This is a genomic window from Streptomyces changanensis (assembly GCF_024600715.1).
GTDB classification, from domain to species: domain Bacteria; phylum Actinomycetota; class Actinomycetes; order Streptomycetales; family Streptomycetaceae; genus Streptomyces; species Streptomyces changanensis.
Window position 1 is genome coordinate 6,231,536 of the sequence record NZ_CP102332.1, and the last position, 18,684, is coordinate 6,250,219.

An 18,684-nucleotide genomic window follows, 5' to 3' on the forward strand; every position below is an offset into this window, starting at 1 on the left:
GTGGCGTCAGCCCTCGGCGCCGCCGCCCGCGGACCCCGGCTCGCCGGCGGCCCGGTCGCCGCCCGCGGCCCCCGTGCCGCCACCCGCCGACGCGGCCTCGTCGATCGACTTCCGCACCGCGTCCATGTCCAGCCCGCGCGCCTGTCCGATCACGTCCTCCAGCACGGCCTCGGGAAGTGCCCCGGGCTGGGCGAACACGGCCACGTTCTCGCGCACGATCATCAGCGTGGGGATGGACCGGATGTCGAACGCGGCCGCCAGCTCCTGCTCCGCCTCGGTGTCCACCTTGGCGAACACCAGGTCCGGGTGGCGCTCCGAGGCCTTCTCGTACACCGGGGCGAACCGGACGCACGGGCCGCACCACGACGCCCAGAAGTCGATCAGGACGAAGTCGTTGTCCGACACCACCTGGTCGAAGTTCTCCTTGGTCAGTTCGATCGTGCTCATGCCGTCCGCCTCTCCGGGGGTGCTTCGGTGCCCCCGACAACGGTGCCCGGGGTCGTCGCTATTCCCCCTGCCCGGAGGGGAGAGGCGCCACGCCGCCCCCCATCGCCTAGGTTGGGCCCCATGAGCAATCTCGACCGTCAGGCCGTGCCGTCCCTCTGCGGCGGCAGGGGCTTCGTCGTCGCGGAGCCCGTGAGGGAACTCCTCAGCCCGCGCCGCGTGCGGCTCGGCGAGTCCACCGAGGTGCGTCGGCTGCTGCCCAACCTCGGCCGCCGCATGGTCGGCGCCTGGGCCTTCGTCGACCACTACGGCCCCGACGACATCGCCGACGGACCCGGCATGCAGGTACCGTCGCACCCGCACATCGGCCTGCAGACGGTCAGCTGGCTCCACGAGGGGGAGGTGCTGCACCGCGACAGCACCGGCAGCCTCCAGACCATCCGCCCCCGCGAGCTGGGCCTGATGACCTCCGGCCGGGCGATCTCCCACTCGGAGGAGAGCCCCCGCCCCCACGCCCGCTACCTGCACGGCGCCCAGCTCTGGGTGGCCCTACCCGACAGCCACCGCCACGTCGACCCCCACTTCGAGCACCACGCCGACCTCCCGCACGTCACCGCGCCGGGACTGACCGCGACCGTCGTCCTCGGCACCCTCGACGGCGCGACGTCGCCCGGCACGACGTACACCCCGCTGGTCGGCGCGGACCTCACCCTCGCCCGCGGCGCCGAGGCGCGGCTGCCCCTCGACCCGGACTTCGAGTACGCGGTCCTGGCCATGTCCGGCGAGACGCACGTGGACGGCGTCCCGGTCCTCCCCGGCTCGATGCTCTACCTCGGCTGCGGCCGCACCGAACTGCCCCTGCGCGCCGGGTCGGACGCGTCGCTGATGCTCCTGGGCGGCGAACCGTTCGCGGAGGAGATCATCATGTGGTGGAACTTCGTCGGCCGCACCCAGCAGGAGATCGAGCAGGCCCGTTCGGACTGGATGACGGGCACCCGCTTCGGCCGGGTGGAGGGCTACGACGGAGGCCGGCTGCCTGCCCCCGAACTCCCGCCGGTCGCGCTGAAACCGCGGGGCAGGGTGCGCTGAGGAGCAGGGGTGTCGTGGTGTTCCGACCGCGTGCCCCGGCCGGCGGGCGGCCGCGGGACATCGCGCCCGCGCCACGCCCACCTGCCGTGCCGGCCCCGCGTGCCCACACCGACCGCACCGACCGGCCCGCACCGACCGGCCCGACCGCACCGACCGGCCCGACCGACGCGGCGGGCGGACGCACCGGCGAGGTCCGACCGCCGCGGACCGTCACCGGCTCGCGGGCACCGTGTCCTCGAAGGTGGTGCCTGCCGCCCGGTAGGCGGCGATCTTCGCGGCGACCTGGGCCGGCGTCAGGACCCGGTCCTTGACGTGCAGCACGTAGTCCACCTTCTGGTCGTAGGCGCGCGGAGTGGTGCCGGTCTGGCCCGCGAGGTCGATGAGCCACTGGTTGAAGTTGATGGACATCGGCCGCTCGGGCAGGTAGCGGGCGTCGTGACGGCCGAACTCCCGGCCGTCGACGTAGTAGGTGATGAAGCTGTCGTCGATGGTGAGGACGAGGTCGTGCCAGCCGGCGTAACTCGTGCGTGACTCCGAGTGCTGGTTGACGGCCTCCCAGGGGTCGGGCCGGTAGGTCTCCCACGAGGTGGTGTAGAGGATGTTGGCGGGCTCACCCCAGCCGCCGTTGGGCAGGTACTCGAAGTCGTACTCGGCGTAGTCGTCCGCCATCGGGGCTTTGAGGTCGTTGATGGTGAAGAACGTCTGCACGACGCGGTCGCCGTCCGGCCCCGACCTCGGCGCGTCGGAGAACCGCACCCGGGCGGCGTAGGTCCCGTTCTTGAACTTCGTCGCCTTGGTGAGGACTTCGGTGTGCTTCGTCGACTCGGGTGTGCCGGCGGTCGAGGTCTCCAGGTTCATGATCGAGTTGGTCCCCTCCTTGGCGAAGGTGACGTTCTGCGCCGCCCAGGTCGCGCCCGGAACCCCCGGACCGCCCGCGTTGGACCGCACGCTCCAGCCGTGGGCGCCGATCGCCGGATCGGTGTGCGAGGTGTAGTCGAAGTCGTCGAAGAGGGTGGCGCCCCCGGTCGGCGGATCGGTCGGGTCGGGACCCGGCCCGGGGTCGTTGCCCTCGGGCGCCGTCCCCCACACCGGCGTACCGCCGACGCCGGTGGTGACCTTGGTCCAGTTCCCGTACGCCGTCTGGGCGGGCCCAAAGGAGTAGTCGTCGTTCTGGTTCAGCGGCTGCCAGTTCGAACGGTGGAAGCGCAGCTGCATGTCGCCGGTGCTCGCGCCGGGCGCGAGGGTGCCGGCCCCGGCGGTGAAACCGATCTCCAGGTAGCGGTCGGCGGTGGCGGTCGGCCGGGCCAGGGTGCCGAAGGTCCCCGTGATGTTCCCGCAGCCCTTGACCGCCCAGGAACAGGCGAAGGTGTACGACGCGCCGGCGTCGGCCTTGAAGTAGTACCGGATCCTGACCTGGCTGAGGGAGACCGGGGCGGTGCCGGTGTTGACGGCCTTGAGCCAGGGTTCGGCCTGGTCGCTGCCCGTGGCGCTCTGCCGGTACTGGACGGTCAGCGCCTCGCCGGCGGCGGCAGCGGGTGCCGCCGGGAGGGTGGCGCAGCCGAGGCCGGCCACGAGGGCGGCGGCCAGGGCCGCGCGGATCCGTGTGGTGCGCGCTTTCGTGCTCGTGCTGATGCTGGTCACCTGGTGGTCCTCTCGGGACGAAGGATCGCGGAGGGGCGGCTCGGCACTCCGAGAGCGTCGAGCCGGGTTCTGTGGTGGTGCAGCCGTGCCCGGAATCCGGGCCAGTCGTGGCCGCCGGACCAGGCGGTGTCGGCCAGTGCGCACAGCCGGGGGAAGGCGAGGTACTCGGCGTGCGCCGCGGTGGCGACGTACTCGGTCCACAGCTGCGCCTGGGTGCCGAGCACCCGCGCGGCGGCCGGTGCCCCCCAGTGGGCGGGCGCGGGGTCGGTGGCGTACACGGCCGGCAGGTCGACCGCGTCGCCCGACTGGCCGGGCGGCTCGTCGGGGTGGGCGGACTGCGGGTAGTCGAGGTACGTGGAGCGGTACGGCGCCATGATCACGTACTGGCCGCGGCCGGCCGCCGCCAGTCCGTGGTCCTCGTCGCGCCAGGCCAGCACGGTGAAGGACCCGGGCAGGTCGCGCCCGGTCTCGGTCCACCCCAGCGGCTGCCTCCCGCGCCCGGTCAGGAAGTCCCCGATGCGTTCCATGAACCACCCGTGGAGCGCGTCGGGGCCGTCCAGCCCCTCGTCGGCCACGCGCCGCAGGGCCGCGGGCGAGCGGTGCCATTCGGTGGTCGGGCACTCGTCGCCACCGACGTGGACGTAGGGCGAGGGGAAGAGGTCCATGACCTCGTCCAGTACGGCGCGGCAGAAGTCGAGGACGTCGTCGGTGACGCCGAGGACGGTGTCGCACACTCCCCAGCTCTTCCACACGTCCAGTCGCCGCTCGGGGAAGTTGCCGAGGTGCGGGTAGGCGGCCAGGGCGGCCCGCGCGTGGCCCGGCATCTCGATCTCCGGTACGACGGTGACGCCCCGGTCGGCGGCGTACGCCACCAGTTCGCGCAACTCCTCGCGGCCGTACGCGCCACCGTGCGGCATCCCGCCGACCTCCGTGAGCCGGGGGTACGCCGCGACGGGCATCCGCCAGCCCTGGTCGTCCGTCAGGTGCAGGTGCAGCACGTTGAGCTTGTGCAGGGCGAGCAGGTCGGTGAAGCGCCGCAGGAACGAGACGGGCTGGAAGTGGCGGGCCACGTCGAGCATCGCGCCGCGCCAGGCGTACCGGGGCACGTCCGTGATCTCGACGCCGGGGACGGACCACCGCACCCCGCGTACCGGTCCCGCCCCGAGCGCGGCGACGGGCAGGAGCTGCCGGATCGTCTGGACACCGTGCCGCAGTCCGGCGGCGCCCGCGGCACGGAGCAGCACCGCTTCGCCGCTGACGGTCAGGCCGTAGCCCTCCGCGCCGAGGCCGGTGAGGCCGGGGTCGAGGACGAGGACGATCCGGCCGTCCGGGGCGAGGGGCAGCGGCAGTCCGGTCGCCGGCGCCAGCAGGGTGCGCAACAGGGCGGCCGCGGGTCCGGCCCCCGGGGTCGCGCGGATCGCCGTGGTGTCGTCGAGGGTGAAGCTCCCGGGGGACCGGCTGAGTTTCGAGGGGCCCGGGACGAGCCCGGGGACCGCGGTCGGCGGGTACACGGTGCCTCCTATCCCTTGACCGCGCCGCCGGCCAGGCCGGCGGCGACCCGGCGCTGGAGCACCAGGAAGAGGATGAGGACGGGCAGCGCGAAGAGCGTGGAGGCGGCCATGGTGGCGCCCCAGTCGGTGCCGAAGACGTTCGAGAACGAGGAGAGCCAGACCGGCAGCGTGCGGTCGTCCTGGTTCTTGATGATCAGCATGTTGGCGAAGGCGAACTCGTTCCAGGCGGTGATGAACCCGAAGAGCGAGGTGGCGAGCAGGCCGGGCGCGAGCAGGGGGAGGGTGACCCTGCGGAACGCGGCGGCGCGGGTGCAGCCGTCCACCTGGGCGGCTTCCTCCAGTTCCCTGGGTATCGCGGTGAGGAAGCTGCGCAGGGTGACGATGGTGAACGGCAGGGTGATCATGAAGTAGACGAGGGTGAGGGTGGGGAGCCGGTCGAGCATGTCGGTGTCGCGTGCGATGACGTACATCGGGATGAGGAGCGCCTCCCAGGGCGCGACCTGCGCGATGAACACCATCAGGACGAAGCCGCGGCGGCCCTTCCAGCGCAGCCGCGCCACCGCGAAGGCCGAGCCGAGGGCGACCGCGAGAGCCAGGAGCACGCAGCCGGCGGTGACGAGGAGGCTGTTGCGCCAGAACGACCAGAACCCGTCGGCTTTCACCGCTGCGGAGAAGTGCTCCAGCGTCAGCGAGGTGGGCAGGAAGACGGGCGTCTCGGCCTGGATGTCGGGGGTGGGCTTGAAGGCGGTGAGGACCATCCAGTACACGGGAAAGACGCACAGAACGAAGACGACCAGCGCGCCCGCGTTCAGGGGCAGCCGCCGCAGCGAGCCGGACATGGACGCGGGGACGGGGATCACAGCTCGGCCTCCTGCCGGAACATCTGACGGAAGTAGAGGACCAGCACGGCGATCAGGATCAGGACCGTGAGGGTCGCCGCGGCGGCTCCGAGGTCGTAGCGGTGCAGCGACCGGGCCACCTGGTAGGAGTAGACCGGCAGGGTGGTGGTCGCTCCGCCGGGACCGCCCCCGGTGACGGCCCAGATCTGGGCGAAGCACCGGAAGACCCAGATGACTTCGAGGCACAAAAGGAGCCCGAAGACCGGCCTGAGCAGGGGAAGGGTGATCGAGCGGAAGACGCGCCCGCCGCCCGCGCCGTCGATGCGGGCCGACTCGAAGAGCTCCGTGGGGACCGTGGTCAGTGCGGAGTGCAGGGTGATGGCGACGAACGGCACGGACTGCCACACGACGAGCAGGACCAGGACGGTGAAGGCCGCCGGGCCGTGCGCCAGCCAGGAGTAGTCCTGGAAGGAGTCGAACCCGAGGCGCGCCAGCAGCCAGTTGACCACTCCCAGCCGGGAGGAGAAGAGCCACTGGAAGACGGTGGTCGTGGCGATGACGGGGCTGGCCCAGGCGAGCACCAGTCCGCTCAGGACCAGGGTCCGCATCCGCTTGCCCAGCCGTTGGAGCATCAGCGCGACGCCCGTGCCGATCACCATGATGAGGACGACGTTGATCGCGGTCCACCCCAGCGTGCGCCGGGTGACCTGCCAGAACTCGCCGTCGCGCAGGATCTCCCGGTAGTTGTCCAGACCGGCGAAGTCCGCCCCTCCCCGGATCAGTTCGGCCATCCCGTAGTGCTGGAGGGAGATCAGCAGATTGCGGACGAGGGGGTAGGCGAGGAGGAAGGCGATGCCGACGACCGTGGGTGCGACGAGCAGGTAGGGCCACAGGGCGCCGGGAACGGCGCGTCGGCGTCCGGCCGGCGGCACGGGTGCCGGCGCCGGTGCCGGGGTGGGTCCCGGGGCAGGCCCGGAGGCGGGAGCCGTCGCTGTGGCGACCGGGCCGGCCGCCGTGCCGGGGCGGGCGGCGGGGCGCGTCATGCGCTCTTCCCCGGCCGGGCGCCGCTCATGAGTTCAGCGTCCTGCTGATGGCGCCGGAGGCGTCCTTCGCGGCCTTCCGCGGGTCGCTGCCGGTCAACACCGCGGTCATGTACTCCTTGATCGGGTTGGTGGCCTCGACGGCCGCCCACTGCGGGGAGTTGGGCGTCGCGCGCCCCCGCGCGGCCGCCGCGGCCATGGCGGCGGTGCCCTCGTCGTCCTCCAGGGCGCCGGCCAGCGACGTCCGGTTGGGCACGTAGCTCATGGTCCTGGCCAGATCCCTCTGCCACTTCTCCCCGGTGAGCGACTTGACCACTTGGTACGCCGCGTCGGGGTGGGCCGAGGCGGTGGGAATGATCAGATCCGAACCGCCGGTGAAGGTGGTTCCCGGTCGGCCCGCCGTAGTGCCGGGGATGGGGAAGAAGCCCAGCTTCCCCGCGAGGGCGGGGTTGGCCTGTTCCACGATCCTGGCGCCGCCGGGAACGGCGATGATCTGCGCGACGTCGCCCTTGGCGAAGACGTCCGCCTGCGGCGGCTTGGCCTCGTCGGCATCCCTGGGACCCTTGCCCAACGCCTGGAGCCGCCGGTAGAAGTCCATGCCCCGCAGGGCTTCCGGGCTGTCGAGCGAGCCCCTCCACCGGTCGCCGTCCTTCTCGGCCAGCTCTCCCCCCTCCTCCCAGATGAAGCCGGCGAGGGTGTACCAGTTCCGACCGGGCAGGTAGATGCCCTGCGCCGTGCCCCGGTTCAGCTGTTCGGTGATCCGCAGCCACTCGTCGCGGGTCCGGGGCGGGGAGGTGATCCCGGCCTTCGCGAAGAGGTCCTTGTTGTAGATCACGACGCGGTTGGCCGCGTACCAGGGGACGCCGTACTGCCTGCCGTCGATCTTCCCCGGCTCGGCCAGGCCGGGGAGCCAGTCGCCGCCCCGCAGTTCCCCGACCTTGTCACTCAGGTCGAGGACGCCGCCGCTCTGCGCGTACTGCGCGACCTGGGTGTTCCCCACCTCGATCACGTCGGGGGAGTCCTTGCTCGCAAGCGCGGCGGTGATCTTCTCGCCGATGCCGTCCCACTCCTGTACCTGGATGTCCAGGACGGTGTCCTCGTGCTGCCGCTCGAAGTCCTTCTCGAAGCGCTGGAGGTAGGCGTCGGAGACGCTGTCCTTCATGATCCATACGGTCAGCCTGTCGGGACCGGACGCCTGCCCGGACCCGGGCGGCGAGGCACCGCAGGCGGTGAGCGCACAAGCGGCCGTGAGCGCCGCGGCGATGGGGACGAAGCGGATCTTCACTGGATTCACCTCAAGAGACAGTTGACCAGTTGGTCAACTGGCCAACGATGTGGCTCGAAGGTGGCATAGACCAATGTGGGCGTCAACCCCCTGAAAACAAAAGGGACTTGGCTAGGTGCGAAGGCCGTCAGCGGCTAGACTGGCCTTACCAGCGGACCAGTTGTGGGCGGCGAGGCGGAGAGGCCGGAGTCATGGAGAGCAGCTCCTCGGGTGCCGTACTCAAGCGGGAGCGGGTGAGGGAGTTCCTCCTCGGCCTGATCGAGGTGCGCCGTCCCGGCGACGCGATCCCCTCGGAGCGCACGCTCAGCGCCGAGCTGGGGGTCTCCCGGCCCACCCTGCGGGCGGCGGTCGACGAACTCGTCGCCACCGGGCAGCTCGTACGCGAACACGGCCGCGGCATGTTCGTCGCTCCCGCCAAGATCACCCAGGAACTCGTCTCCGACGACGCCGCCTTCGCCGTGCCCCGGGCCGGGGGCGCCTGGTCCAGCAGACTGCTGAGACTGGACACCATCCGTGCCGGCGCCCGCATCGGCCGCAAGCTGCGCGTCTCCCCGGCTGCCGAAGTGATCTACATCGCCCGGCTGCGCCTGGTCGACGGGACGCCGATCGCCATAGAGCACCTGCACATCCCCGCCGACCTGGTCCCCTCCCTGAGTCCGCGGGAACTGGAGGCGGGGGACCTGTACGACCATCTGCGCGAGCACCACCAGGTCCACGTCGACCAGGCGGTGCAGTCCATCGAGCCGACCGTCGTCAACGAGGCCGAAGCCGGCGTGCTCGACGTGCCGGTCCTCTCGCCCGCCCTGCTGATCGAGCGCCTGACCACCGACACCGCCGGCCATCCGGTCGAGTACGTCCACTCGGTCTACCGGGGCGACCGCTACCGCATCGTCTCCCGGCTCGCCCTGGGCGCCACCGCCCCGCACTCACGTCCCGAGAGCCACCACCCGGGCATTCCCCCGGGCGACTTCGCGCACGGGGACATCATCACGTCGTCGACGACCGGAGACGCCCGCTGACCGGGCCGAGCCGCCGTCGGTGACACGGCGGGCCGCCGCCCGCCGGATTCCCGTACCACCGTTCGCGCCGACCCCGCTCCGGCGCCGCACCGGAGTCGGGGCGCGGCGGCCATCCGCGGTGCGCGGTGAGGGAAACGACAAGCCGGGGATGCCGACTGCCCCTTAATGAAAGTCAAAAGATAAGTGGTGACAGAGTCCTTGACCCTCCGTGTCGTCACGGGCAGGGTTCCGGGGAGCGCTCTCCCATGTCGTTCTCTCCCAAGGAGCCCCCCCATGCCCGCAGTTGGCATACCGTCCGTGGCGCCGCCGACGCCGCGCGGATCCGTCCGCCGGAGTGTCGTCGGCGTGGTGGTCACCGCCCTCGCCGCCACGCTTCTCGCCTTCGTTCCCGCCCGGGAGGCCGAGGCCGCGCCCGTCCTGCTCTCCCAGGGCAAGCCGGTCACGGCCTCCAGCCAGGAACACGGCGGCACCCCGGCCGCCGCCGCCGTCGACGGCAACGCCGGCACCCGCTGGTCCAGCGCCCACTTCGACCCGCAGTGGATCCGCGTCGACCTCGGCGCCACCACCCGCGTGAGCCAGGTCGTCCTGGACTGGGAGGCGGCGTACGGGAAGGGCTACCGCATCGAGCTCTCCACCAACGGCTCCGACTGGTCGACGGCCCACCAGACCACCACCGGTGACGGCGGCACGGACACCATCGCCCTGACGGGCGAGGCCCGCTACGTACGGGTGTACGGCACCGCCCGCGCCACCCCGTACGGCTACTCGCTCTGGGAGTTCAAGGTGTACGGCGAGAGCGGCACCGGTGGACCGCAGCTGCCCGGCGGGGGTGACCTCGGCCCCAACGTCCACGTCTTCGACCCGTCGACGCCCGGCATCCAGGCGAAGGTGGACGCGGTCTTCCGTCAGCAGGAGTCGGCGCAGTTCGGCAGCGGCCGGCACGCCTTCCTCTTCAAGCCGGGCACGTACCACGGCCTGAACGCGCAGATCGGCTTCTACACCCAGATCGCGGGCCTCGGGCTGCGGCCCGGTGACACGACCATCAACGGTGACGTGACGGTCGACGCGGGCTGGTTCCACGGCAACGCCACGCAGAACTTCTGGCGGGCCGCGGAGAACCTGGCCCTGAACCCGGTGAGCGGCACCAACCGGTGGGCCGTCTCGCAGGCGGCGTCGTTCCGTCGGATGCACGTCAAGGGCGGTCTGAACCTCGCCCCCGCCGGGTACGGCTGGGCCAGCGGCGGCTACATCGCCGACACCAAGGTCGACGGGCAGATCGGGAACTACTCGCAGCAGCAGTGGTACACCCGCGACAGCGCCATCGGCGGATGGTCCAACTCCGTGTGGAACCAGGTCTTCTCCGGCGTCGAGGGCGCCCCGGCCACGAGCTTCCCCGAGCCCCGCTACACCACCCTGGCCACCACCCCCATCTCCCGCGAGAAGCCGTTCCTGCACCTGGACGGGGGCGAGTACAAGGTCTTCGCCCCCGCCAAGCGCACCGACGCCCGCGGCACCAGCTGGGCGAACGGCGCCCCGCAGGGCGAGTCGATCCCGCTGAGCCGGTTCTACGTCGTCAAGCCGGGAGCGACCGCCGCCACCATGAACGCCGCTCTGGAGCAGGGGCTGCACCTGCTGTTCACCCCGGGCGTCTACCACGTCGACCGGACCGTCAACGTCAACCGCGCGAACACCATCGTGCTCGGCCTCGGCCTGGCCACGATCATCCCCGACAACGGCGTGACCGCGATGAAGGTCGCGGACGTCGACGGTGTGCGCCTCGCCGGGTTCCTCATCGACGCCGGACCGGTCAACTCCCCCACGCTGCTGGAGATCGGCCCGCAGGGGGCGGCCGCCGACCACGCGGCCAACCCCACCACCGTCCAGGACGTCTACATCCGGATCGGTGGCGCCGGCCCCGGCAAGGCCACCACCAGCATGGTGGTCAACAGCGACGACACGATCATCGACCACACCTGGGTCTGGCGCGCGGACCACGGCGAGGGCGTCGGCTGGGAGACCAACCGCGCCGACCACGGCGTCCGCGTCAACGGCGACGACGTCCTCGCGACCGGCCTGTTCGTGGAGCACTTCAACAAGTACGACGTCGAATGGTACGGAGAGCGCGGCCGGACGATCTTCTACCAGAACGAGAAGGCCTACGACGCGCCCGACCAGGCGGCCATCCAGAACGGCACCACGAAGGGGTACGCCGCCTACCGGGTGGACGACTCGGTGGACACCCACGAGGCGTGGGGCCTGGGCAGCTACTGCAACTACAACGTGGACCCGACCATCCGCCAGGACCACGGCTTCAAGACGCCGGTCAAACCGGGGGTGAAGTTCCACAGCCTGCTGGTGGTGTCCCTCGGCGGTATGGGCCACTACCACCACGTCATCAACGAGACCGGGGCGTCCACGGTCCCCGCCGGCACCTCGACCGTCCCCTCCACCCTCGTCTCCTTCCCCTGACACCCCGTCCGCCGGCCGGCCGGGGGATCCCGGCGCGGACCGGCCGCGACTCCCCTCCGGTCCGGGCGTCATCCCCACGACCCGGCCCGGAGGGGCCACCACCGATGGCCGAAGCCGACGGTGCGCACCGGCACCGCCCGAACGCCGACCGCGCCGTCCCGAGCCGGGACCGCAGCCGCGACCAGGCGCCGACGGGCGGCGAGGCCCCCGGAGAGCGCCCCCGCCGCCCGGCACCCCGACCCGCCAGGGGGAGACGTGTCCGGATCTTCTCGCCACCCGCCCCGGCCCGCCGCCGCGCCACCGTCCCCCCGCTGACCGTCGGCGCGCTGGTGGCGTCGACGCTCGCCCTCGCCCTCGCCGCCCCGCCCGCCCGGACGGCGGAGGCGCCACCCGCCCCGGCCCGCCGCCGCGCCACCGTCCCCCCGCTGACCGTCGGCGCGCTGGTGGCGCCGACGCTCGCCCTCGCCGCCCCGCCCGCCCGGACGGCGGACCCCGCGCTGTCGCAGGGCAGGCCCGCCACCGCCTGGCCCCAGGAGCATGACGTGTACGCCGCGTCGGCGGCCTTCGACGGCAACCTCGCCGGCCCCCAGCCCACTTGCCTGTGACCGAGGCCTTGACGGGCCTTTCGCTTGGGGTTTAACTCACACCCTAAATTAAGTCGCGAGAGCGTCTCGGGATCCGAGTCGGGACATCACTCGCGTCGCATCCCTCCCGCAGGCGAAGTCCGCCCACCTCCCCGGAAGGCCCCTGGAGTCATGCGCAGAAGCAGAGCCGCAGCCGTCGGCGCCGTCACCCTCTCGCTCGTTCTCACCGCGGCCGCCTGCGGCGGGGGCTCGTCCGGCTCGGAGGGCTCCAACGAGCAGCCGGGAACACTCACGTACTGGGCCACGAACCAGGGGGCCAGCCTGGAGGTCGACAAGAAGGTCCTCCGGCCCGAACTCGACAAGTTCGAGAAGGAGACCGGCATCGAGGTGAAGCTGGAGGTCGTGCCCTGGTCGGACCTCCTCAACCGGATCCTCACCGCGACCACCTCCGGTCAGGGGCCCGACGTCCTCAACATCGGCAACACCTGGAGCGCCTCCCTGCAGTCCAGCGGCGCCCTGCTGCCCTGGGACGCGGAGAACTTCGAGGCGATCGGCGGCAAGGACCGCTTCGTGGACTCCGCGCTCGGCTCCACCGGTGTCCAGGGCCGGGACCCGGCGGCCGTACCGCTGTACTCCATGGCCTACGCGCTCTACTACAACAAGAAGATGTTCGCCGACGCCGGCATCCGGAAGCCGCCCGCCACCTGGGCGGAGTTGGTCGAGACGGGCAAGAGGCTCTCCGGGAACGGAGGGTGGGGGCTCGGCGCCGAGGGGTCCAACCTCTCCAACAACATCCACCAGGTGTTCGTCCTCGGCAAGCAGCACGGCGCCGACTTCTTCACCTCCGACGGCAAGGCCGACTTCACCTCCGACGGCGCCGTGGCCGCGGTGAAGCAGTACGTCGACCTGATGGCCAAGGACAAGATCATCGCACCGGGCAACGCCGAGTACGCGCAGAACCAGTCCCTGAGCGACTTCGCCAAGGACAGGACGGCGATGGTCCTGTGGCAGACCGCCTCGGCCACCTTCGCGGCCCAGGGCATGGACGAGGACGAGTGGGGAGTGGCGCCCGCCCCGGTGCGGTCCGGCAGACCCGGCCCGGGAACCGCCACCAACTCCATGGTCGCCGGCATCAACATGGCCGTCTTCAAGAACACCAGGAACATCGACGGCGCCAAGAAGTTCGTGAAGTTCATGACCAGCGACGAGGAGCAGGTCATCCTCAACCGGGCGTACGGCTCCATCCCGCCGGTCAGGACCGCCCAGCGGGACCCGGCCTTCGCCACCCCGGCACTCGCCGTCCTGCGCGAGACCCTGGCCACCAGCGCCGCCGCGCTCCCACAGGTCCCCGAGGAGTCGCAGTTCGAGACGGTCGTCGGCACCGCGGTCAAGGAGCTCTTCGCCGACGCCGCCGCCGGCCGGCCGGTGACCACCGCATCGGTGCGGGCCAAGCTCGAAAAGGCCCAGCAGCAGATGCCGAAGAAGTGAGTGCGGACACCTCGATGACCCTCACCGCTGCCCCCGGCGCGGGCGAGCGGACAACACGGAAGGACTCTCCCGGAGCGGCGCCGCGCACGCGCCGCTCCGGGCGGCTGCGCCGCATCGGCCTGCCGTACCTCCTGCTGCTCCCCGCCCTGATCCTGGAACTCCTCGTCCACCTGGTGCCGATGGTGATCGGCATCGTCGTGAGCTTCAAGGAACTGACCCAGTTCCACATCCGCGCTTGGGACGCCGCTCCCTGGGCCGGACTCGACAACTACGCCCTCGCGGTCGACTTCCACGCCCCCGTGGGCGAGGCGCTCCTGAACTCCTTCCTCACCACCTGCCTGTTCACCCTGCTCTCGGTCGGTTCGTGCTGGCTGCTCGGGGTGGCCGCCGCCGTCTTCCTGCAGGAGGACTTCCGCGGCCGGGGCTTCCTGCGCACGGTCTTCCTCGTCCCGTACGCGCTGCCCGTCTACGCCGCGGTCATCACCTGGGCGTTCATGTTCCAGCGCGACAACGGACTGATCAACCACGTCCTGCACGACCGGCTGGGCCTCACCGACAGTCCGCCGTTCTGGCTGATCGGCGACAACAGCTTCGTCACGCTGCTCGTGGTGTCGGTGTGGAAGGGCTGGCCCTTCGCCTTCCTGATCATCATGGCCGGGCTGCAGAACATCCCCAGGGAGATCTACGAAGCCGCCGCCCTCGACGGGGCCGGGACATGGCAGCAGATCCGCCGGATCACCCTGCCGTCGCTGCGCCCGGTCAACCAGGTCCTCGTCCTGGTGCTCTTCCTGTGGACCTTCAACGACTTCAACACCCCCTTCGTGCTGTTCGGCCGGGCAGCGCCGGAGGCCGCCGACCTCATCTCCCTGCACATCCACCAGTCCTCGTTCCAGACCTGGAACTTCGGCGCGGGCTCCGCCATGTCGGTCCTCCTGCTCCTGTTCCTGCTCGTCGTCACGGGCGGCTACCTCTGGCTCACCTCCCGAGGAAGGCAGGCCACCGATGCCTAGCCACCCCCGGCGGCCGGTCCGCTCCCCGATGGCCGCCCCGCGGTCCTTCCTGTGGAGCCGGCGGATCTTCCTGACGCTCCTCACCGCCTTCGTCCTGCTGCCGGTGTACGTCATGGTCTCCAGCTCCCTCAAACCGCTGGAGGACGTGTCCGGCACGTTCCAGTGGATCCCCTCGAACCCCACCGTCCGCCCGTACGTCGACATCTGGGAAACCGTCCCCCTGGCCGACTACTTCGTGAACTCCCTGGTCGTGGCCGGGGCGGCGACCGTCTGCTCCGTCACGATCGCCGTGTTCGCGGCGTACGCGGTCAGCCGGTACGCCTTCCGCGGCAGGCGGATCTTCACGGTGACGGTCCTGTCGACGCAGATGTTCCCCGGCATCCTCTTCCTGCTGCCGCTGTTCCTCATCTACGTCAACATCGGCAACGCCACCGGCATCGCCCTGTTCGGCTCCCGCGGCGGTCTGGTCCTCACCTACCTCACCTTCTCGCTGCCCTTCTCCATCTGGATGCTGATCGGCTACTTCGACTCCGTCCCGCGCGACCTGGACGAGGCGGCGAAGGTGGACGGCTGCGGCCCGCTCGGCGCGCTCTTCCGGGTCCTCGTGCCCGCGGCCGTCCCCGGCATCGTGGCGGTCGCGGTCTACGCCTTCATGACCGCGTGGGGCGAGGTCCTGTTCGCCTCCGTGATGACCGACGACACCACGCGCACCCTCGCCGTCGGCCTCCAGGGCTACGCCACCCAGAACGACGTGTACTGGAACCAGGTCATGGCCGCCTCCCTCGTCGTCAGCCTGCCCGTCGTCGCCGGCTTCCTGCTCCTCCAGCGCTACCTCGTCACCGGCCTGACCGCCGGTGCCGTCAAGTGACCGCCGACATGGCTTCCCTCACCCTCACTCCAGGAAGGCCCTCTGTGTCCGATTCGATAGACCTCGCCGCTTTCCCGCCCGACTTCACCTGGGGAACGGCCACGTCCGCCTACCAGATCGAGGGCGCCGCCACCGAGGACGGCCGGGGAGCGTCGATCTGGGACACCTTCTCCCACACCCCGGGCAGGGTCGACAACGGCGACCACGGCGACGTGGCCTGCGACCACTACCACCGCTGGCCCGAGGACGTCGCCCTCATGCGGCGGCTCGGCACCGACGCCTACCGCATGTCGATCGCCTGGCCGCGCGTCCTACCCGAAGGTGACGGCCCGGCCAACGCGGCCGGCCTCGACTTCTACGACCGGCTCGTCGACGGGCTCCTCGACGCCGGGATCACCCCCAACGTCACCCTGTACCACTGGGACCTGCCCCAGGCCCTGCAGGACCGCGGCGGCTGGACCTCCCGCGACACGGCCGAACACCTCGCCGCCTACGCCTCCCTCGCCGCCGGGCGGCTGGGCGACCGGGTCACCCGGTGGGCCACCCTCAACGAACCCCTGTGCTCCGGGTGGATCGGCCACCTGGAAGGCCGCATGGCCCCCGGCCTCACCGACCTGACCGCCGCCGTACGGGCCTCCTACCACCTGCTCCTGGGACACGGACTGGCCACCCGGGCGATCCGCGCGGCGGCGCCGGGCGCCGAGGTCGGCCTGGTCACCAACCACTCCACCGTCGCGGCCGCCTCCACCCGGCCCGAGGACGTCGCGGCGGCCGCCCGCATGGACGGCCACACCAACCGCTGGTGGCTCGACCCCGTCCACGGCCGCGGCTTCCCCGCCGACATGCGCGAGCTGTACGGCGTCGACCTGCCCGAACGCCCCGGCGACGCGGAGACCATCGCCGCGCCCCTCGACTGGCACGGGCTCAACTACTACTTCCCGGTGACCGTGGCGGACGATCCGCACGGCCCCGTCCCGTACGCCCGGGAGGTCCGCCTGCCCGACGTGCCGCGCACCGGCATGGACTGGCAGATCGACGCCGGCGGCCTGGAGGCGTTCCTGCTGCGGCTGACCGACGACTACGGCGTGCGCCGGCTGTACGTCACGGAGAACGGCTCCGCATTCACCGACACCGTCCGCCCCGACGGCACCGTCGACGACCCCGAGCGGGCCCGGTACCTGGAACGGCACCTGGCGGCCTGCGCCCGTGCGGTGCGCAAGGGGGCGCCGCTCGCCGGGTACTACGCCTGGTCTCTGCTGGACAACTTCGAATGGGCCTACGGCTACGACAAGCGCTTCGGCCTGATCCACGTCGACTACGCGACCCAGCGGCGCACCGTCAAGGCGAGCGGCCACCGGTACGCCGACATCATCCGCGCCCACCGGCAGGCCCATGCCTGATCCGGCGGCACGGAGGGCCGGGGGAGGGCTCCTACCGGCCGATCCGCGCACGACGGCCGGAGGTTCACGGAAGCGACCGGCGTCGAGGTGACCGGTGGCCCCCCCGCCGGTCGCCTCAGGCGGATTCCCGTACGACCAGCTCCGGTTCGAAGACGACGGTCCCGGGTCCGCCGCGCGCCCCCCGGACCTGTTCGTCCGGGAGCCGGGCCATCGTCGCGGCCATCGACCAGCCCGCCCCCGGCGTGGTGGTCCAGGTCGACGTGGCCGATCGGTGCCGTCCGGCCGGGACGGGCGAACGGGACCGTGGGTATCCGACGGAGAGGAGCATCTCCGGCAGGGCGTCGTCGGCCAGGCCGCGAAGCCGACCCGGAGGGGAGGCCGGAGCGCTGTGCCGTTCCTCGGGGGATTAGCCTGGGCAGCCGAGCGACCGGCAGAAGGGTGCAGTGCGGTGCCGATGTCCCGGGTCGATTCCCCCCACGAGACGGGCTCGGACGTGCATCTCGTACTGTCGCCGGCCGGGCCTCGCCGCGCGGCGGTGGCGACGGCCCTGCGCGAGGCGGTGCGGACCGGGCGGCTCGCGCCGGGGACCCGGCTGCCGCCGTACCGCTCGCTCGCCGTCGACCTGGGAGTGGCCCGCAACACCGTGGCGGACGCGTACGCCGAACTGGTCGCCGAAGGGTGGCTGACCGCCCGGCAGGGCTCCGGCACCCGGGTCGCCGAGCGCGTCGCCGCCAAGGCGCAGCGCGTCCCCCGGAGGGCCCGGGGCAGCGAGTCGGGCGCCGTCCACGACCTCCGGCAGGGGCAGCCCGACGCGACGTCCTTCCCTCGGGCCGCCTGGGCCGCTGCGGTCCGCCGGGCAATGACCGGCGCACCGCACGACGCCTTCGGCCCGGGGGATCCCCAGGGGCGTCCCGAACTGCGGCGCGCGCTGGCGGAATACCTCGGCCGGGCGCGTGGTGTGTGCGCCTCGCCGGAGCAGATCGTCGTCTGCGCCGGGTTCGCGCACGGGCTGCGTCTCCTCTTCGGGGGCGGTGTGCTGCCCGGTCCCCTGGCCGTCGAGCCGTACGGCCTCCCTTTCCACCGCGTTATCCTGACCGACGCCGCGGTGCGCACGATCCCCCTGGGGCTGGACGCGAGGGGCGCCAGGACCGACCAGCTGGCGACGCACCCGGACACCTCGTCGCGGCACGGCGCGCGTGCCGTCCTGCTCACCGCCGCCCACCAGTTCCCCACCGGCGGCCCCCTGCACGCGGCGCGCCGTGCCGCGGCCGTCGACTGGGCACGGTCTCGGGGCGGGGTGGTGCTGGAGGACGACTACGACGGGGAGTTCCGCTACGACCGCGAGCCCGTGGGCGCCGTGCAGGGACTGGATCCCGACCACGTCGTGTACCTGGGCTCGGTCAGCAAGAGCCTGTCCCCGGCGCTCCGGCTCGGCTGGCTGGTCCTGCCGCCGCACCTGGTCGACGGCGTACTGGCGGCGAAGGGGCTGCGCGAGGCGTGGACGGGCGTCACCGACCAGCTCGCCCTCGCGGAGTTCATCGAATCGGGACAGTACGACAAGCACGTCCGCCGTATGCGGCAGCGCTACCGCGCCCGGCGCAACCAGCTCGTCGCGGCGCTGGCCGAGCACGCCCCCCACATCACGGTGACCGGCGTCGCGGCCGGACTGCACGCCGTACTGAGTCTGCCGCCGGGCACGGAGGCGGCCACCGTCAAGGCGGCCACGCGGAGGGGCGTCGCCCTCGACGGCCTCGCGGACTTCCGGCACCCCGACGCCCCCGAACCACACCGGGACGGGCTGGTCGTCGGCTACGCCACGCCGCCCGAGCACCGTTACCGACCCGCACTCGACGCGCTGTGCCGGGCCCTGCCGCCCCTCCCCGACGCCTGAGCCGCACTCCGCTCCCTACGGCGGGGCCGGGGCCGGGAACACCGGAAGTGTGCTGCCCCCCGGGCGGGGGCGCCGCCACACGGAGGGGGAGGGCCGGCCGGGCCGC

The 18,684-nt window shown here is 72.0% G+C and carries 15 protein-coding genes and 1 pseudogene; 9 read left to right on the plus strand and 7 right to left on the minus strand.

Annotation, left to right across the window (positions count from 1 at the left end; genetic code table 11):
- Window positions 1-6: 6 nt before the first annotated feature.
- Window positions 7-447, minus strand: coding sequence for a thioredoxin (gene trxA, locus NRO40_RS27280; protein ID WP_058943879.1), 441 nt, complete (start codon window positions 445-447; stop codon window positions 7-9).
- Between the two features lie 120 nt (window positions 448-567).
- Here trxA and NRO40_RS27285 point away from each other — a divergent pair, with 120 nt between their 5' ends.
- Complete coding sequence (locus NRO40_RS27285; protein ID WP_058943878.1) at window positions 568-1,533, plus strand: pirin family protein; 966 nt, start codon at window positions 568-570, stop codon at window positions 1,531-1,533.
- Between the two features lie 210 nt (window positions 1,534-1,743).
- Here NRO40_RS27285 and NRO40_RS27290 read toward each other — a convergent pair whose 3' ends face one another.
- From NRO40_RS27290 to NRO40_RS27310, 5 genes are read right to left on the minus strand one after another with little or no spacing between them, the layout of a single operon-like run.
- On the minus strand, window positions 1,744-3,174 hold the full coding sequence (locus NRO40_RS27290; RefSeq protein ID WP_408057065.1) for a cellulose binding domain-containing protein: 1,431 nt from the start codon (window positions 3,172-3,174) through the stop codon (window positions 1,744-1,746).
- On the minus strand, window positions 3,171-4,685 hold the full coding sequence (locus NRO40_RS27295; RefSeq protein WP_257375538.1) for a beta-N-acetylhexosaminidase: 1,515 nt from the start codon (window positions 4,683-4,685) through the stop codon (window positions 3,171-3,173). The genes NRO40_RS27290 and NRO40_RS27295 overlap by 4 nt, the downstream gene beginning before the upstream one ends.
- 8 nt (window positions 4,686-4,693) lie before the next feature.
- Window positions 4,694-5,524, minus strand: a complete 831-nt coding sequence (locus NRO40_RS27300; protein ID WP_058940556.1) for a carbohydrate ABC transporter permease — start codon at window positions 5,522-5,524, stop codon at window positions 4,694-4,696.
- A gap of 17 nt (window positions 5,525-5,541) precedes the next feature.
- Window positions 5,542-6,567 (minus strand): carbohydrate ABC transporter permease, encoded by a 1,026-nt coding sequence (locus NRO40_RS27305; protein ID WP_408057066.1) that lies wholly within the window; start codon window positions 6,565-6,567, stop codon window positions 5,542-5,544.
- 25 nt (window positions 6,568-6,592) lie between these two features.
- Window positions 6,593-7,849 carry an extracellular solute-binding protein gene (locus NRO40_RS27310; protein ID WP_058940427.1) on the minus strand — a complete coding sequence of 419 codons (1,257 nt, stop codon included), beginning with the start codon at window positions 7,847-7,849 and terminating at the stop codon, window positions 6,593-6,595.
- Between the two features lie 191 nt (window positions 7,850-8,040).
- On the opposite strand from NRO40_RS27310, the gene NRO40_RS27315 reads away from it, so the two are divergent.
- The 7 genes from NRO40_RS27315 (at window position 8,041) to NRO40_RS27345 (ending at window position 16,687) form a co-directional block, all read left to right on the plus strand.
- Entirely contained in the window at window positions 8,041-8,868 is an 828-nt protein-coding gene (locus tag NRO40_RS27315) for a GntR family transcriptional regulator (RefSeq protein WP_058940428.1), read from the plus strand.
- A 273-nt stretch (window positions 8,869-9,141) separates the two neighbouring features.
- Window positions 9,142-11,337, plus strand: a complete 2,196-nt coding sequence (locus tag NRO40_RS27320) for a discoidin domain-containing protein (RefSeq protein WP_058940429.1) — start codon at window positions 9,142-9,144, stop codon at window positions 11,335-11,337.
- Window positions 11,338-11,441: 104 nt separating this feature from the next.
- The gene (locus NRO40_RS27325) at window positions 11,442-11,942 is read left to right on the plus strand and encodes a hypothetical protein (protein WP_058940430.1); all 501 of its coding nucleotides are present in this window, start codon (window positions 11,442-11,444) and stop codon (window positions 11,940-11,942) included.
- Between the two features lie 150 nt (window positions 11,943-12,092).
- Entirely contained in the window at window positions 12,093-13,409 is a 1,317-nt protein-coding gene (locus NRO40_RS27330; protein ID WP_058940431.1) for an ABC transporter substrate-binding protein, read from the plus strand.
- Between the two features lie 14 nt (window positions 13,410-13,423).
- Window positions 13,424-14,419, plus strand: coding sequence for a carbohydrate ABC transporter permease (locus NRO40_RS27335; RefSeq protein WP_058940432.1), 996 nt, complete (start codon window positions 13,424-13,426; stop codon window positions 14,417-14,419).
- Window positions 14,420-14,447: 28 nt separating this feature from the next.
- Entirely contained in the window at window positions 14,448-15,287 is an 840-nt protein-coding gene (locus NRO40_RS27340) for a carbohydrate ABC transporter permease (RefSeq protein ID WP_058940433.1), read from the plus strand.
- An 8-nt stretch (window positions 15,288-15,295) separates the two neighbouring features.
- Complete coding sequence (locus NRO40_RS27345) at window positions 15,296-16,687, plus strand: GH1 family beta-glucosidase (protein WP_058940558.1); 1,392 nt, start codon at window positions 15,296-15,298, stop codon at window positions 16,685-16,687.
- Window positions 16,688-16,802: 115 nt separating this feature from the next.
- On the opposite strand, the pseudogene NRO40_RS27350 reads toward NRO40_RS27345, so the two are convergent.
- Window positions 16,803-16,910: pseudogene (locus NRO40_RS27350) on the minus strand (LacI family transcriptional regulator); the annotation flags it as partial.
- A 231-nt stretch (window positions 16,911-17,141) separates the two neighbouring features.
- Here NRO40_RS27350 and pdxR point away from each other — a divergent pair.
- The gene (gene pdxR, locus NRO40_RS27355) at window positions 17,142-18,578 is read left to right on the plus strand and encodes a MocR-like pyridoxine biosynthesis transcription factor PdxR (protein ID WP_257375539.1); all 1,437 of its coding nucleotides are present in this window, start codon (window positions 17,142-17,144) and stop codon (window positions 18,576-18,578) included.
- The last annotated feature ends 106 nt before the right edge of the window (window positions 18,579-18,684 follow it).